Below are 17,279 nucleotides of genomic sequence, written 5' to 3' on the forward strand. Positions count from 1 at the left end.
ATGGCTGAAGTGTCCCTGAAGGACGTCGAGAAGCGCTATGCCATGGTGCCGGTTCTGTCCGGGCTGAACCTGGACATTGCCGATGGCGAATTCGCCGTGCTGGTGGGACCGTCCGGCTGTGGCAAGACGACGACGCTGAACATGATCGCCGGGCTGGAATCGATCACCGGCGGCACGCTTCGCATCGGCGCACGCGACGTCACCACGCTGCCGCCGAAGGACCGCGACATCGCCATGGTGTTCCAGTCCTATGCGCTGTTCCCGCATATGACGGTGCGCGACAACATCGCCTTCGGCATGAAGATCCGGAAGACGCCGAAAGCCGAGATCGAAACGCAGATACGGCAGGTGGCGCAGCGGCTGCGCATCGACGACCTGCTCGACAGGCTGCCCAAGGCGCTGTCCGGCGGCCAGCGGCAGCGCGTCGCGCTTGGGCGGGCTCTGGTTCGCCGTCCCGGCGTGTTTCTCATGGACGAACCGCTGTCCAACCTCGATGCGAAGATGCGCATCGAGGCGCGCAGTTTCCTGACCAAGATGCACCAGGAGGTCGGAACCACGACCGTCTATGTCACTCACGACCAGGCCGAGGCCATGACCATGGGCAGCAAGATCGTGGTCATGGACGGCGGCAAGATCCAGCAGGCGGCCGCACCGCTCGAGGTCTACAACCGGCCGGCCAACCAGTTCGTCGCCGGCTTCATCGGATCGCCCGCGATGAACTTCCTGCGCCTGGTCTACGACGGCAACGCCCTCCTGGACCAGGCCTGCCGGTTGCGGATCGAGGTTCCGGAGTGCCGGCGCGCGGCGCTTGCCGGCCAGCAGGGAAAAACGGTCACGTTGGGCGTGCGGCCGGAGCATTTCAGGATCCTGCAGCCCGGCGCCATCCCAGGGAGCGATTCGATCGCGTTCAATGTCGATGTGGTTCAGCATCTCGGCCACGAGATTCTTCTCGACCTCAGCGCCGGCGACCACAGATGCATCGCGCGGCTGCCGCCCAGCGACCGTTCCAAGCTTGGGGACGGCCGGCTATTTTCCATCGACATGGACCACGTCCATTACTTCAACGGCGACAGCGGCGAAAACCTCATTGATTATGCCCGGCAACAATGAATAGTCGGCTGCGAATCGGCGGCCGCGGGACATTCCTGGACAGACAGGTGCCGGATTGAGGTGAGGGGATGGCGAGAAGAGCGGCTATAACGATCACCGACGTCGCTCGCCGAGCCGGAGTGTCCATGTCCACGGTGTCGCATGTCATCAACGGCACGCGCCTCGTCAGCCCCGAAAAAACGGCCTTGGTGAACGAGGCGATCGCTGCAACGGGATATCAGCCGAATGCGCTGGCGCGGTCGCTTGCGCGCAACGTCAGCAACTATGTCGGCATCGCCATATCGGCGATTACCAATCCCTATTTCAGTGACATCATCTGCGCCATCGAGAACGAGTGCGCGCGCCTCGGCCTGCTGGTCTTCCTCGCCGACACACGCGACGAGCCGGATCACGAACTTGCCGTCGTTCAGGCGTTGCAGGAGCGGAGAGTCGACGGCATCATCCTGGCCCCCTGCGGCGACCCCGAAAACAAGACCATTCGCTACCTGGAGACGAGCGGCATTCCGACCGTGCTCGTCGACAGGTTCGCTGAGTCTGCCTTCGACCATGTCGGTGTTGAAAACAAGCATGCTGTCGCCAGTCTGGTTTCACATATGGCGGGACTTGGCCACAGACGGATCGGCATGATCGGCGGTCAGGCAGGGTTCAGCACCACAAGCGAGCGCATCGAAGGCTACAGGCTGGGCCTCGAGCGCAATGGCATCGGCTTCGATGCGGACCTTGTGCAGCCTTCGAACCGGAATTTCGAGGCCACTCAGCACGCGGTGGCAACCTTGCTGAGATTGGCAAATCCGCCGACCGGCATCATCACCGGAAACAATCTGACAACGATCGGAGCCGTGGCAGCAATCCGCACCGCGGGCCTGAGAATACCCGAAGACATATCGCTTGCCGGCTTCGACGATTTTGAATGGGCGGACTTTTTCGAGCCTCGGCTGACCTTGGTCGCGCAGCCCTGCACTGAAATCGGCCGCAGAGCTGCGCAGATGCTCGTTGAACGGATCCACGGATTGTCCTCCGCACCGCGGTCCATCAGGCTGAAATCAACCCTGATTGTCAGAGATTCCTGCGCCGCTCCAGTTGGGTCTCCGTCGTGACACGAATGGCAGCTGCAAGGTCGATGCCGGTCAGATCTTACACAGGCCCAGAAGGTTGCCGTCCGTGCGGTGATCCCAGCGAACCGAACCCGCATCGGCATCGCCACAATACGTGTCGGTTATGGGAGCGTCACGGATAGAGTCGTCCGTCACTGTCATCGAGGAATGCTCCATTGCCTCCCATCATGGCGCGCGCCTGTCAGGCCCGCCAAGTCGCTGGAAATGTAGACTCTGGCGGATTTGCCTTGGTAGATCCTCACATTGTTCCGAGGATACCTTCGCGAAATTTCGCGCTCAGAGATCACCCTTCCTGACTTTGCCGTAAACGATGTTCCGGTTCGATCCATAATATACTTGGGCTTCGAAGGAACCCTTGCCGATTGCGGCATTGATGATGTTCCACATATCGTCGGCCGAACGCAGGATGAGTGGCCAATCCATGAAGGTCTCCATGTAGCCATCCGTCGTGATCTCATCGCTGAAATTGGCAAACAGGAATTCCCCCCCCGGCTTGACCAGTTCCATCGCTCTCTGAAGCAGGCGGACGCCGATGGCACGCGGCAGGTAGTCGTAGAGCCCCGATGCGTAGACGAGATCGAATGTACCAAGAGCGTAGGCGCGGCGAAGAATACCACGTACAGAGCCGTGGAGTGCCTCGACTGCAGTGCCGACAAAGTCGTGGTTCACCGTGGCTACGCTGACGGGGTCTTGATCCAGGCCGACCCAACGCTGCAGTTGTTGCTTGGCGAGCGCCTCAGAGCATTCAGCTTCTCGTAGGTGACCGCATGCAATTGCCAGCACCTCTGCTTTTTCCACCCTGCGGACCGTTTCGTCCACAGTTCTGGTTAGTATGTCCCGGCGCTCGCGCCCCGCCACAGAACTCGCCGCTTCACTGGTATAGGCGTAGATCTGTCGGCCAAGCGAGGTCGACGAAGCAACGATCTCTTCGGCGACGGGGTGTTTGTAGTAAATGTCCAGCAGGCTTGCATCGCCCGAATACCCGCGCGGCTTTTCAACCGACCAGCGCGTGAACGGATCCTGGATCAAATATTGCGCCACGGGATGTTGCTGAGCCAAAGGGATGAGTTTCTGCCAGACCGCAGGAGCAACCTGCCTGCGAAGCTTATGGAGTCTCCCTGCCAGGCGGTCGACAGTCAGGCCGGCCGGTTTGTGTCGCACGAAAGCTTGATTCGCGAGATCCAGCACGAGTGCGAGCTGGGCCGTCCTCTTCCGCAACTCGTCGGCATCGACAGTTTCGTCAGATGTCGTGGCATGCGTCTTCATCAACTTAGTAGTTACGAGGCTGTATTCGTCGAGTTGCAATTCTGCGTTGAGCCGCATGCCGTATACCCTCCGGTCCACGGCGAACAACTATAGACGCGGTGTGGATGATGCGAAATATTTTCATAAAATTTTATGCAGTGGCGGGAGCGCCGGCGTCGACGCGACTCCGCTTAATCCGAACTACCCGCGTTTACTGGTGGTTAGCGATATTCAGCCTTTTTTGCGGACAGTGATGCCTTCATCCTGCGTCCGACAAGCGACCTCGGCTATTGCATTCGCTACCGGGGGTGGCGGAGGAGCTTTACAATGCAACTGACTGAGGAGGTTGCTCAGAGGGTGGTCGCAGCGCTTGCGCACCCGCGGTGGCATTCGCCCGATCCGACACTTTTGGCGAGGTTCCTCCAGAAGGAGGCCGGTGAAAACCGCAAGCTCGTGCAATGGGGTATGAGGGCTGCTGTTCTTAGCTATGTGGCTTACGGTCTCTTCGATTGGTTTCTTTTTCCGGACATCGCCGATCGGCTTGTGCTGACCCGCCTAACGCTGGGGATCACCTCCCTGGCGCTCGTCGAGCTAATTGCCCGAAGGGGCTTCGCTCTTACGACCTTACATCTCGTCGCAGCGCTGGCGATTGTAGTCGGTGCAGTCGGGTGGCTGCTATCTGCTCTTGGAACAGGCCACCAGGCGGCGCTGTCCCACTTTATGGTCTTTGGAACAGTATTTATTCTTGGAGCGAACTTATTCTTTAACTTTCGTTTCTGGCTTTCGGCGATTTCATCGGCGACGGTGACCATAAGCTTCATAGGCGCAGCGCTTTTTTCCCTTCAGACCGACGCCGTCGCCCGCGTCGTGCTGTCAGCCTATTTCGTCAATTGCCTGGTGCTGTCGCTCTACCTTTCCTGGCGACTTAGCGTAGAGCGGTACCAAACTTTCCTGCATGCACTTCGGGCGCAAATTCAAGAACAGGCTGCTATCAAAAAGGGGCAAAAGCTGACGGAAATCGCGGATACGGATCCGCTCACGGGAATGAAAAATCGCCGGGCGATCATTCGAGAATTCTCGGAGATGCGCAACGAATGGGCCACGGACGACGACGAAATAGGCCTCATTCTGATCGACGTGGACTACTTCAAGAGATTCAATGATGGACTTGGTCATCAGGCCGGCGATGATTGCCTGATCAAACTTGCCCATGTCCTTTCCGAGACGGCAGCTTCGAACAATGCCATCGCGGCCCGCTATGGCGGTGAAGAGTTCGTTGTCCTCTGCAAGGTCACTGGGCGTGCTCATCTTAATGAACTCGCGCAGCAGTTTTGTCGCGCTGTAGAGGATTTGCATATCCACCACCCCGATCGGGGCGACAAGCTAAACATTGTCACCATCAGCGCCGGCGCCTCGTTGACGCGCGCCGATCAAAGCATGGAACTTCGAGTTCTGCTGCAGGAAGCTGATCGCGCCCTCTACACGTCCAAGTTTGCTGGCCGCGCAACGTTCACTATTTACGATCCGCACGCTACCGACCGAGATCGCTCCAGCGAAAATCTTTCAGAACTGTTGAAGCTCGCAGTTTCCAAGCAACTCGTTTCCGTGGCCTATCAGCCAATTTGCGACCTGGCGTCAGGACGACTGTTGGGCCATGAGACGCTCATGCGCGTGTGCGACTTTGACGGCACTATGATCAGTCCATCGGTGTTCATACCGGTTGCAGAGCAAACTGGCGCGATAGTGGAACTGGGTACGTGGTTAATTGATCAAGCCTGCAGTGACATGGTGGAATATGGATTGGGCTCGGTCGTGACGGCGAACGTATCAGTTCGTCAGCTCAAGGCTCCTAATTTTTCACTGCGAATTACCGAGATCCTCGGTCGGCACGGCCTTGCGCCACAGAAGCTTGCCATCGAGATCACCGAAGGAAGCGACATCTTTTTGGAGGCGCAAGCCGTAAGAAACATGGAGCGGCTGCGAAACCTGGGCGTTCAGATCTGGCTGGATGACTTCGGAACGGGATTTGCGGGCCTTTCTTGGCTCCGCCGTTTCAAATTCGACGTCGTCAAGATCGATCGCAGTTTCCTCCACGATTGCCAGACCTCTCGTGGCCTAAGCCTGTTGCAGGACATGGTCGGGCTTCTGCGCAATCTCGACCACGCGGTGCTCGCGGAAGGCGTTGAAACTGAAGAGCAGCAGATGTTGCTGCAGCGCCTGGGCGTCCATTCGATACAGGGTTTCCTCACGGGTTATCCCGTCCCAATCGAAGAGATAAACCAAGTTAGACCAGGCCTCGTCGCCTAGCACGGCCGCGGTCACGGTCCGCGATTCGACAAGCCCGCATCTTCGACGCCGAGGGAGTGCGCATTCGCTGATCTTTGAACCAGCGTGCGATTTGGAATTAAGGCTCGTTGCTAGCCCTGAGCCCGGGTGATGGCGACTTGCCCTGCGATCACCGCCAAGGCTGAGAGATCGCACGAACGGGCCGGCGTTTTGCGCCGGCCCGTTCGCATGCGGATCAAGCTGCCTTGATCTTCATGTCTTCTTCGCTGCGCACCATCTTCGTCACGCCGGCGAAGTCGAGCTTGCCGGAACCGAGGACCGGCACTTTCGCAACGACGCGCACTTCGGCCGGCACCATCAGGTCCATGGCGCCGTTGGCCTTGGCGAAGGCCAGGAATTCGGCGCGCGTGGCGTTGGCCGCCTCGGTGATCAGGATCAGCCTTTCGCCCTTGCGGGCATCCGGCACGGTGGCGACCGCCGACAGCGATCCCTTCCACAATTCGCCGGCCAGCACTTCCACGGCAGCCAGCGAGATCATCTCGCCGCCGATCTTGGCGAAGCGCTTGGCACGGCCGCGAATGGTGATGAAGCCTGCTTCGTCGACGGTGACGACGTCGCCGGTGTCATGCCAGCCGTCTTCCAGCGGCTCGAGCACGCCGGGCTTTTCGGTGCGCAGATAGCCCGACATGACATTGGGGCCGCGCACATAGAGCCGTCCGCCATCATCGACGCCTGGCACCGGATCCAGGCGATACTCCATGCCGGGCATGATTTTGCCGACGCTGCCGGACCTGTTGTACATCGGCGTGTTGATGGAGATCACCGGTGCTGCTTCTGTCACGCCGTAGCCCTCCAGGATGCGCAGGCCGAACTTCTCCATGTAGGTCATGCGCGTCGCGGCCTTCACCGGCTCGGCGCCGGCAAAACAGTAGCGCACCGAACGGAAGTCGTAGGGGTGTGCCGTGCGCGCATAGCCTGAGAGGAACGTGTCGGTGCCGAAGATGATCGTCGCGTTCGACGCGTAGATCAGTTCCGGCACGATGCGGTAGTGCAGCGGCGAGGGGTAGAAGTAGACCGGCACGCCGGAGATCAGCGGCAGCACCGTGCCCGCCGTCATGCCGAAGGAATGGAAGATCGGCAGGATGTTGAAGACCTTGTCACCCGAATGGAAGTCGATGCGCGAGGCGGCCTGGGCGGCATTGGCCAGGATGTTGCGGTGGGTGAGCACCACGCCCTTGGGCGTGCCTTCGGAACCGGAGGTGAACAGGATCACCGCCGCATCGTCGGGCTTGCAGGCAACGCGCGGCGTGCTTTTGCGCAACAGGCCGAGCAGCTTGTCCTTGAGGCCGATGCTGGCCCGCAAATCGTCTAGCCAGACGATGTCCACTGCGCGGCCGAGTTCCTCGACCACCGCACCGAGCTTTGCCTGTTCGACAAAGGCGCGCGAGGTGAGCACGGTCCGCACGTCCGCGGCCTTGCAGGCCGAGAGGATGTTCGCGGCACCAGCGGTGAAGTTGATCATCGCCGGAACCTTGCCCGCCGACATGACGCCGAGCAACGTCGCGCAGGCGCCGTTGGCGTTGGGTAGCATGATGCCCAGCGTCTGCTGGTCGGCATAGAGGTGTTCGAACTTCTCGCCGAGCACCGCGGCACCCGTCAGCAGCTTGCCGTAGCTCAGCGAACCGGTGACCGGATCCTCCACGGCGAGCTTTTTCATGCCGCGTTCGTTCGCCGTCTGGATAATCTTTTCCAGCACGGTCTTGTCGATATCCTGGGTGCGGAAGACGAGGTCCGACATGACCTGGTAGAGTGCGGCACCCGCCGCGGCACGGCGCTTGCGGCCCTTCAACTCCTGCGCAACTTCGAGCTTCACCGGCTCCAGAATGGTCACCTTGACCTTCGGGAACAGGCGTCGGCGCACATGCTGTGACGTCAGGCGCGAAAAGTAGCTCTTCTCCAGCCCTTCGATGCGGACGGGTACCACCATCGAGCCGGTCTTGTCGGCGACCATGGCGGCGCCGTCATAGACCTTCATCAGGCCGCCGGTGACGGTGATGCGGCCTTCGGGGAAGATGACCAGCGGATCGCCGCCTTGCACGATCTTGATCAGCGTGCGGGTCGACATCGGCTTGGCCGGATTGAGCGGCAGAGCGCGCGCGAGTTTCATGAACGGCTTCATCCACCAGGCCTGGGCGATCGTGTAGTCGATGGCAAAAACCGGCTCCTCATCGGTCAGCGTCAGGGCCAGCGGACCGTCGAGGAAGCTGACATGGTTGAGCGCCAGGATGGGTGCCGGACCAGCAGCCTTGAGGTTTTCCAGCCCCTCGACCTCCAAATGATGGAAGGCGCGGAACAGGATGGAGACGAAATCGCGGAAAGGATTCGTCGGCAAATACTTCAGCATCAGCCATGCGGCGACGGCATTGATCACGGCGAGGCCGAACAGCACGCCTGCAATGGAGACACCGGCTGCCTGGATGGCGGCGACAAGACCGCCACCGATGGTCATGAAGCCGGCGCTGACGACATTGACCGCGGCGACGACACGGGCTCGGCGATCCTCCGGCGCCCACGCCTGCACCGCCGCAAAGGTCGGCACGACGAGGAAGGCACCGGCAATCGCGAGGCCGGCCAGGTCGATGGCGACACGGATGGTGTTGTGGCCGGCAAAGAAGGCGCTGAGCGTCTGCGCCTGGGCAGAGGCCTGCGGGCCCCAGACGCTCCAGCCGAGATCAAGTCCGAACAGGGCCATCAGGGCCGTGCCGACCGGGGCGGGCAACAGCACCATGCGCCCCTGCGACATCCACGCGGCAATGGCCGAGCCGATGGCGACGGCGACCGCGAACACGGCGAGATAGGCGGTTACGGCGATTTCGGTGCCGCCCAGCGAATCCTTGACCATTGGGGGCAGGATGGAAAGGATGATGGCCCCGACCAGCCAGAACCATGACGCCATCAGCGCCGCCCGCCAGATGCGCTGGTTGGTGCGCAACTCGCTGACCAGTCGCCAGGTGGAGCGCAGGATGTTCTTGTCGATCACCAGGTTCGGTGCGGCCGATCCGGTCGCGGGGATGTAGCGGCTGACGAGCCAGCAACCGACGGCGAGGATCATCATCATCGGACCGAAGACCGCGACGCCGATGCCGTCGGCCGAGACAATGCCGCCGACGATCGTGCCGCCGAGGATGGCGGCGAAGGTGGCCGACTCGATCCAGGCATTGGCGCGCGGCAGTTCCTTGCGCTCGAGGTGATCCGGCAGGATGCCGTATTTGATCGGCCCAAACAGCGCCGAAATCACGCCGAACAGGAACAGTGCCGTCAACATGACCGGGATCGACGAGAGCGCAATGCCGATGACCGCCAGCGCGGCGGCGCCGATCTCGACGAGCTTCAGCTTGCGAGCCACGGCAGCCTTGTCGAAGCGGTCGGCGATCTCGCCGCCAAGTGCGGACAAGAGCAGGAAGGGAGCCATGAAAACAGCTCCCGCGAGCGTTACCAATGATGCCGCCTTGTCCGCAGCCAGCGTGAACAGGATGAGGAACACCAGCGTGTTCTTCAGGAAATTGTCATTGAAGGCCGAGAGGAATTGCGTCCAGAAGAGAGGTGCGAAGCGCCGTGACGTCATCAGGTTGTTGTTCATGGCAATTTCCATTGGGCAAGGCCATCGAGCAATCCGAATGGATCGAGCGGTTGCTTGCGCGGTTTGAGCTTCGTTGTTAGCGGGAACCGGATTAAACTTCGTTACTTCGGTTGATATCCATCAGCAGCTTTTCGGTCTTGGCGTCTTTCAATCTGTTGATGAACCGGCCCGCTTCCTCCGCATCACGCAACGCCTTGGTGATGGTGACGGACGTTCTCCAAATGCTTGAATGGTGGGAGCATAGCTTGGCATCGATATGATCCTTTCGTTTCAGGGCTAAGTTGGGTCGGCGCTGGCCTGTTTCAGGCCGGAAACAATCAGGCCTGCTTCGTCCGTGTCGCTGTTCGAGCGCAGTGTAGGCATTGCTCCCGAGCGGTGCGCCATATCAGGCGGTGCCTTCTTTCATGAACGCTGTTCACAAGCACAACATAACACGTCGTGAACGGTGTTCAAGAGAAAAATGAACACCGTTCAAAAATTTCAGATGGAGAAGGGCAAAGACGTTCGAAGCAACCGGCTCTTCACTGGTCGGTCGACGGGCTCAGGTTGGCTAAAGGCTTGTGGCGTGGCCTCCTGCCTGAGGCAGGTCGATGTAAGGCGCTGTTTCAGCGCCAGATATTCGCGGCCAGCCTCAAAAAGTTTCCGCCAAAGATTGCCTTGAGGTCGCGATCGGACATTCCGCGTCCGATCAAGATGGCCGCGACCTTTTTTAGATCGGAGAGATGCATCTGCGAACGATTGGGCTTCAGATATCCCTGCGACGCAGGCCAATATTGCGGAAATCTCTGGTACATCTCGTCGGCTTCCGGCACATCGACCGGGAACGAGTGATCCAGCGATATCCCGACATGTTCTGGCCCGATCAGGTCTGCGAGGTAGCAGACATGATCGCTGAAGGTTTCCGGTGAGGCGTCGCCAAGGAAATTCTCGAGCCCGACGACCCCGACCAAGCCACCGGTCGCAGCACAGGCCCGGATCTGTTCATCGGTGATGTTGCGCTGATGGTCAACGAGCGTGCGCGGATTCGAGTGGGAGAAGATGACTGGCTGGGATGACCGATGCATCACATCCATCGACGTTCGATAGGAGCAATGACTGACATCAACGAACATGCCGATCCGGTTCATCTCGTCGACGACCGCGGCTCCGAATGACGTGAGGCCGATATCGTCGTCGTGGCATCCGCCCCCGGCAAGGTTGTTGCGGTTATAGGCGAACAACATCTGGCGAACGCCGAGGCGATGATAGACGCTGACCATCTCAACGCGGCCATCGAGAGCATTGCTGCCTTCGAGGTCGAATGCGATGGCCAGTCTGCCTTGCGATTTCGCACGGTGGATCTGGTGAACGGATTCGACCAGTACGAATTGATCGGAGTGCTGTTCGATCCAACTGCGGGAGGCGGCGATGTTGCGAACGGCGTCGTGCCAGTCGAGGACGTCGAAACCGACATCGACCGACAGGAAGTTCACGCTTGCGTCCCGCCATCTGTGCAATTGGGACAGGTCGGCTTTGGGATGCGGAAAGAAGCCCGAGTGACCATCCCAGATAACGCATGTGGAGAAGAGGTAGTCGACGATATCGGCGACCGGACGATCATTGGTTTTTGTCACGGTGGCACTCCACTCAACCTTCCATGAGCAGCGATGTAACCGTTGCCGAGGTCGCTGGCGATACCGGGAGCGCAACGCTCCGAGATGGCGTTCGATCGTGTAAGCCCGTTCGATGATGCGGCTGATCGCGGACTGGCTGAGCAAGCGCGGTGCCGGTCCCGCGCAGCCGTCTCAGCCCACAGCGCGACTCGGCAACCGCCTGCGACAGGCTCACCCCTCCGCCGGCCCGTAGAGGCCGAACTGGTCGAGCAGCGCCCGTTGCCGGCCGGCGCTCTCGACAAGCAGCCCGGTGTAGCGATCGATGATCCGGTAGCGATGATCCGGATCGGAAACGGAGGAAAGTGCCCCTAGGATCGCCGCGACCTTTTCCGAGGCCTGCCGCAGTTCGTCCAGAAGTTCCGCCTTGCCGCCGACTTCAGCAACCACCTGCTTCGTCACCTTGCCGATGCCGGCGGGCGTGCGGCTGCCGGCTGACACATAGTCCTCTGGCAGATCGCCTTTGAGATTGGTGACCGACTTGAAACGGATGGCGTCGAAGACCTGGTCGACTGCCTGCTTCGCACCGGTCACCCGGGAGGGATGGTCGGTGTCGGCGGCGGCGTGCGGCAGCAGCTCCAGCCTGCCCTTATGGCGCTCTTCGAGCGGCAGGTAAGGAAGCATCGGTCCGCTGAGTCTGCCGGTCGCGGCGTCTTTGAAGAGATCGGCGTCGATCGCCGCATGCGCGATCTTGCCGGACGACAGCGCCTCGTCGAGCGCGGCGGCATCGACGACCTCGCCCCGGTCGTAATTGACCAGCACCGCGCCGTCGTTCATCACGTCGAGCACCTTCGCATCGACGGTTCCGGCGTTGGAATAGACGCCTCTCGCCGCATCCAGGCGGCCGAGACCGATATGAACAGAGAGCACGTCGGCTCCGGTTGCCGCGGCAATCGGATTTGCGGCATGTTCGAAGCCTTCCGCTTCGATCCAGCGCTTGTGATGCTCGCGTGCGTAGATCGTCACCTTCATGCCGAAGGCCTTGGCGAGCTTGGCGACTTCGCGGCCGATGTTGCCGTAGCCGAGAATGGCGATCTTGCGGCCCTCGAGCTTGGCGGTCGGAAAATCCTTGAGCTGTCGGCCGGTGTCGAAGTCGCCGCCGGCGACCATCCGGTGCAGCCTGTCGACCGGCAGATCCGGAACGACTCTCAGGATCGCCTTCATCGCCATCTGGGCGGTCGCCCGGCTGTTGATGCCCGGCGTGTTCATCAGCGGCGCTTTGCCGCCCTCGCCATTGCCGCCGCCCCAGGAGGCCGAGCCCATGTTGCCGGTGCCGGCGCCAATGCGCACGCCGCCGAGCGGGAATACGGAGGCCTTCGGGATGAAGGTCGCCGCCGCGATCAGCGCGTCGTACTGGCCCTTGTCGGTCTGCGGGAGAATCTCCGCCTCGGTACTCAGGTCGGGCTGGTAGAAGAAATGGATGCGGCCCTTCTCAAGCGCCGACCGCTCGCCGAGCGGTCCGAGATGGAAGACGCCCCGCTTTTCTTCGATGTAGGCCTTTATCTCGCTGTGATCCGGCTGGCCGTCGGCGCCGAAGCGCAGGCCGACCAGATCGGCGATCAGCACCGCATAGGCGCGCGCGGGGTCGTCCTTGCGGACGCCGCCGCCTGTCTTGGCCTGGGCCTCGAAGGTGACGCCGTTCTTCGCCAGTTCCTCTTCGAGAACGACGATCTTGGCGCGCAGATAGGCGTATTGCAGGTTCTCCAGCAGCGCGACGATATCTTCGGGCTCGCGGATGCCACCGACCCAGGCGCGATAGTCGCCTGGCGTTCCCGGGAAGGCATTGACGTAGCGGGCCGCGTCGAGGCCGGGCTCATATTCGCCATTCGGATGGGTGATGCCCTCATAGCCGAGCAGCTGTTTCGACCGGGCGATGATACGGGCGTGGATGCCGGGGTCGGTGATGCCGTCGTCCTCGACCTTAAGGAGCGTTACCGCCGCGCCGCGCCGTTCGGCATCGGTCACTGTCAGCGATAGCATTGGGTGCGACTTGACCCACTCGTCAATCACCTTGCGATTGGTGGCGGAACGGCGGTTGAGTTCGACGACAGAGCCGACCCGAGCCTCCGACTGCAAAAGGCCGAAGGTGGTCTCGGCAAAGGCAAGTGCGCTGTAGGTGTTGATGACGCCGCCGAGCATGCGGTCTTCTGCGGCGTCGTAGAATGGCCCGGCATCTACGGAGCGCCTGGCCGAAAGCGGTAGCTTGGGGTCGATCGGCGGCGCGATCTTCAGCTGGCGCGGGATCGCCCAGGCGGGATTTTGCTGGTTCTTCTCGATCAGTGCCAGGGCGTGCGGTGTGAAGGAGGCGACAAAATAACCCGAAACCCCGCCGATCGCCTTCTGGAATGGCATGAACAGGCAGCACTTCGCCATCACGGCGTCGACGAGTTCGGGCTCCCACGGCATGGCACCGAGCATCGAGGTGGCATCGAACACCGCATGACGGTTGGCCGGATCGCCGTCTATCCAGCTCAGCAGTTCGTGGATCTCGGCACTGGTATAGGCATTTGCCCCCGTCGTCTCGTGGCCGACGCCGACGAAGATCGAGACGCCGAGGGCGGAGAGCTCGGCCGCCGTCGGGATCACGCCTTCGGAGACGGCGAAATGAATGCGGCTCTCGCAGCCTTTTTCGGCGAAACGCTGCATCTCGATCAACTGGGTGGCCCAGGACTGGCGGAAGAAGCCGGCGGACTTGGACGGATCGCTCTCTGGCCGCGGCGTATCGACATAGACGCGTTGGGAGGCGTCGTTGGCGTTCATCAGGTGCTGGACGCAGACAGTGAAGCCGCTATGGCCACCGCCGAGTCCCACTGCCATGCGGTTCGCCTTCGGGAAATGGAAATAGCGATGGACCGCCCGCATCATGTCGGTCAGGATTTTGTCTGCCGGGTAGCCGCGGTGCATGCTGCGGGAAATCTCGGCGGTGGTGAAGCCACCGATGTCGTTGCCCCGGTCGTCGAACTTCCGATAGGTCTTCTCAATCCAGGCGTCGAAGGCGATGCGCCGCAGGCGGCTGTCCACTTCATCGGTAGTCGCATCGGTGATCGGGCCGACACCGAAGAACGGGTTCGACGGCAGCCTTGGCGCGCCCGATCCGGTCAGTTGGAGTGCCTTCAGTCGCTGTTCCTGCATCTGCGCGATGTTCATGATGATCTGCCTATCTGTTTTCCAGGGCGGGGGGGCGGATAGTGGATCGAACGCGAAAGAAAAAAGACGCTAACTGCGCCGAAGCGCACGCTGAATGCGTCATGGTCGTCCTGTAATGAGGGATTGCTGGCAGCGCATGGCTGCGAGCGACGGTCTTTTTGAGCTTCGCATGCGATGGGTACACGAGCCGCTGCGCAGAAGAGAGTCAGCTCTGAGGCGCGCATTGGGGCTTCTGAACAATGGCGCGCCAGCCACTGTGTTGAAATATATTTCATATAGTGAATTTTATTGACAGCGTTGGAAAAGCCGGTAATTGTCGGAGCGTCGGGTTTCTGGAGGATGTCCGGCGTCAATCAATCCAGACAGCGAGACGCTGCGGCGTTCGCGATTGTCATTGAGCATGGCTTCGGCCAAGGAGGAATCTTGCGCAAATTTCTGAGCACGCTCGCCATGGCGGCGGCCGCGTCGACCATCTTGGTCTCGACCCAGGCCTACGCCGATACCGCCAACCCGTTCAAATGCGAGCCGGGTGAAAAATATGTCATGAACGTCATGGTCTCGGGCGTCGAATACTGGTTCCCCGTCTATGAAATGTTCAAGCAGGCCGGGCAGCAGTTCGGCTGTGAGACCGAATATACCGGCACGCCGGAATATGACGTGAACAAGCAGATCGCCACTTTCGACCAGGCACTGGCGCAGAAGCCGGCCGGCATCCTGGTGCATCCGATGAATTCCGATCCGTTTATCGAGCCGATCAACCGCGCCACCGACGGCGGCACCGCGGTGGTGACTTTCGCCGCCGACTCGCCCAATTCCAAGCGTGTCTCCTACATCACCTCCGACAATGTCGCCGAAGGCACCTATGCCGCCGACGCCGTCGCCGAGGCGATGGGCGGCAAGGGCGAATATGCGGTCCTCGAGAACCCCGGCCAGGACAATCACGACAAGCGCATCTCGGCCTTTGTCACCCGCATGGAAGCCAAATGGCCTGATATGAAGCTGGTCGGCCGCGCCGCGTCCAACCAGGACCCGACCAAGGCCTATCAGGCGGTGCTCAGCCTCGCCCAGGCCCATCCCGATCTCGGTGCCGTCTTCATGCCGGAAGCCAATTCGGCGATCGGCGCGGCTCAAGCGGCCAAGGAAGGTGGCGGCAAGATCAGGGTCATGCTGGCCGACGTCAACGCCAAGATCCTCGACATGATCAAGGCCGGCGAGATCTTCGGCTCGGTCAACCCCAACCAGGGCATGCAAGGCTATATGGGCTTCATGCTTCTGTGGCTGGCCAAGCATCCCGAACTGATCGACCCGATGAACGACGCCAAGCGCGCCGGCGCCAACGCGATGAAGGTGCCGTTCGTCGACAATGGCTTCTCGATCGTGACCAAGGACAACGCCGACGATTTCTATTGGGACAAGTATCTCAAGCGGCGTGGCACCAAGGGCATCGAAGAGTAGTCTCGAGCCGAGCCGACATGAGAGCCGGAAGGGGTCTTCCCTTCCGGCCGGCTTTCGAACTCTTTTCGCAGGAGCATGGCGTGAGCGACGCGCCCGTCCTTCAGATCCGGAGCCTTTCCAAGGCGTTCGGGCCGATCCAGGCGCTGAGTGGCGTGCAGTTCGAGCTGCGCCACGGCGAGGTCCATGCGCTGTGCGGAGAGAACGGCGCCGGCAAGTCGACGCTGATGAATATGATCGGCGGCATCCTGCAGCCAGACGAGGGCGACATCCTGATCTACGGCAAGCCGGTGACGATCGCATCGCCCGCGGCGGCGCAGAAGATGGGCATCGCGCTGGTGCATCAGGAAATCGCGCTCTGCCAGGATGCGACGGTCGCCGAGAACATCTGCATGGCGGCGATCAACGCCCGGCGCGCGCCGCTGATGAATTTCCAACAGGTCCATGCAGACGCCGAGAAGGCGATGAACCGGCTCGCACCTATTACGGTGCGCACCAAGGTCGCGGACCTTTCCATTTCCAGCCAGCAACTGGTCGAGATCGCCAAGGCGCTGACGCTCGACTGCAAGGTGCTGATCCTCGACGAGCCGACCGCGGCACTGACCGAAACCGAGGCGCAGCGCCTGTTCGCAATCGTGCGCGGGCTGAAGCAGCGCGGCATTTCCGTCATCTACATCAGCCATCGCATGGCCGAGATCTTTTCGCTGTGCGACCGCGTCACCGTCTTCCGCGACGGGCGCTATGTCGCGACCGAGGCCATCGAGGCGACGTCGCCCAACGACGTGGTCCGCAAGATGGTCGGCCGCGAGATCACTCAGCTCTATCCCGACAAGCTTCCTGCCGATGCAAAGCCTGGCCGCGCACTGCTCTCGGTGAGTGGCCTGTCGGATGGTACCCGTTTCACCAATGTCGATCTCGACTTGCGAACTGGTGAAATTCTCGGCATCGGCGGTCTCATCGGCGCTGGCCGCAGCGAGATCGCGCAGACGATCTGCGGGCTGAGGCCTGCGACCGCCGGCAGCGTCGTACTCGACGGAAAAAACCTTGCGATCCGCAGCTATGCCGATGCCGTGCGCGCTGGTCTCGTCTATCTCTCCGAAGATCGCAAGGGTTCCGGCGTCTTCCTCGATCTGTCGATCGCGGCCAATGTTTCGGCACTCGACCTCGGCAAGCTTACCGGCCGTTTCGGCCTGCTCGACCGCCGCGCCGAAGCAGATCAGGCGACCAGCCTTGCCAGGCAACTCGGCGTGCGCATGTCCGGCATCGATGCGGCTGTATCGACGCTTTCTGGCGGCAACCAGCAGAAGGTGGCGATTGCCAAGCAGCTTTCGGTCGCACCGAAGGTCATCATCATGGACGAGCCGACGCGCGGCATCGATGTCGGCGCCAAGGTCGAGATTCATCGCCTCCTGCGAGACCTCGCCAACCAGGGCGTCGGCATCATCGTCATCTCCTCGGAACTGCCCGAACTCATCGGTCTGTGCGACCGGGTGGCTGTGGTACGCGAAGGCCGCATCGCCGGCGAGCTCGGAACGGGTCAACTCAACGAGGAAACGATCATCATGCTGGCTTCCGGCGTGCAACCGAACGCAGTGTATGAGGGGCAGGCCCAGAATGTCGCCTAGCGCGGGAGAA

9 protein-coding genes are annotated in these 17,279 nt (G+C 61.2%); 5 read left to right on the forward strand and 4 right to left on the reverse strand.

Annotated elements, in window-relative coordinates:
- A complete protein-coding gene (locus AC04SI_RS15090) occupies positions 1-1,110 on the forward strand; it encodes an ABC transporter ATP-binding protein (protein WP_404279012.1) in 1,110 nt (369 codons plus the stop codon).
- 125 nt (positions 1,111-1,235) lie between these two features.
- Positions 1,236-2,207 carry a LacI family DNA-binding transcriptional regulator gene (locus tag AC04SI_RS15095; RefSeq protein ID WP_404279010.1) on the forward strand — a complete coding sequence of 324 codons (972 nt, stop codon included), beginning with the start codon at positions 1,236-1,238 and terminating at the stop codon, positions 2,205-2,207.
- A 294-nt stretch (positions 2,208-2,501) separates the two neighbouring features.
- Here AC04SI_RS15095 and AC04SI_RS15100 read toward each other — a convergent pair whose 3' ends face one another.
- Positions 2,502-3,548, reverse strand: coding sequence for a class I SAM-dependent methyltransferase (locus tag AC04SI_RS15100; RefSeq protein ID WP_488474418.1), 1,047 nt, complete (start codon positions 3,546-3,548; stop codon positions 2,502-2,504).
- Between the two features lie 249 nt (positions 3,549-3,797).
- Between AC04SI_RS15100 and AC04SI_RS15105 the strand changes: the two genes are divergently transcribed.
- Positions 3,798-5,777: a putative bifunctional diguanylate cyclase/phosphodiesterase gene (locus AC04SI_RS15105; RefSeq protein ID WP_404279006.1), complete on the forward strand. Its 1,980-nt coding sequence runs from the start codon at positions 3,798-3,800 to the stop codon at positions 5,775-5,777.
- A 214-nt stretch (positions 5,778-5,991) separates the two neighbouring features.
- On the opposite strand, the gene AC04SI_RS15110 is transcribed toward AC04SI_RS15105, so the two are convergent.
- From AC04SI_RS15110 to AC04SI_RS15120, 3 genes are all read right to left on the reverse strand, one after another.
- A complete protein-coding gene (locus AC04SI_RS15110; RefSeq protein ID WP_404279004.1) occupies positions 5,992-9,396 on the reverse strand; it encodes an acyl-[ACP]--phospholipid O-acyltransferase in 3,405 nt (1,134 codons plus the stop codon).
- A 605-nt stretch (positions 9,397-10,001) separates the two neighbouring features.
- Positions 10,002-11,009 carry a dipeptidase gene (locus AC04SI_RS15115; RefSeq protein ID WP_404279002.1) on the reverse strand — a complete coding sequence of 336 codons (1,008 nt, stop codon included), beginning with the start codon at positions 11,007-11,009 and terminating at the stop codon, positions 10,002-10,004.
- 210 nt (positions 11,010-11,219) lie between these two features.
- Positions 11,220-14,195 carry an NAD(P)-dependent oxidoreductase gene (locus AC04SI_RS15120; RefSeq protein WP_404279062.1) on the reverse strand — a complete coding sequence of 992 codons (2,976 nt, stop codon included), beginning with the start codon at positions 14,193-14,195 and terminating at the stop codon, positions 11,220-11,222.
- A 420-nt stretch (positions 14,196-14,615) separates the two neighbouring features.
- On the opposite strand from AC04SI_RS15120, the gene AC04SI_RS15125 reads away from it, so the two are divergent.
- Together AC04SI_RS15125 and AC04SI_RS15130 are read left to right on the forward strand one after the other, a co-directional pair.
- On the forward strand, positions 14,616-15,647 hold the full coding sequence (locus AC04SI_RS15125; RefSeq protein ID WP_404279000.1) for a substrate-binding domain-containing protein: 1,032 nt from the start codon (positions 14,616-14,618) through the stop codon (positions 15,645-15,647).
- 80 nt (positions 15,648-15,727) lie between these two features.
- Positions 15,728-17,269, forward strand: a complete 1,542-nt coding sequence (locus AC04SI_RS15130) for a sugar ABC transporter ATP-binding protein (RefSeq protein WP_488474419.1) — start codon at positions 15,728-15,730, stop codon at positions 17,267-17,269.
- Positions 17,270-17,279 lie beyond the last annotated feature (10 nt).

The sequence above is a fragment of the Mesorhizobium sp. CNPSo 4689 genome (assembly GCF_057784325.1).

Bases quoted from the DNA above. Each gene is read 5' to 3' on its own strand.
- AC04SI_RS15090 (WP_404279012.1), top strand. From the start codon at position 1: ATGGCTGAAGTGTCCCTGAAGGACGTCGAGAAGCGCTATGCCATGGTG.
- AC04SI_RS15095 (WP_404279010.1), top strand. From the start codon at position 1,236: ATGTCCACGGTGTCGCATGTCATCAACGGCACGCGCCTCGTCAGCCCC.
- AC04SI_RS15100 (WP_488474418.1), bottom strand. From the start codon at position 3,548: ATGCGGCTCAACGCAGAATTGCAACTCGACGAATACAGCCTCGTAACT.
- AC04SI_RS15105 (WP_404279006.1), top strand. From the start codon at position 3,798: ATGCAACTGACTGAGGAGGTTGCTCAGAGGGTGGTCGCAGCGCTTGCG.
- AC04SI_RS15110 (WP_404279004.1), bottom strand. From the start codon at position 9,396: ATGAACAACAACCTGATGACGTCACGGCGCTTCGCACCTCTCTTCTGG.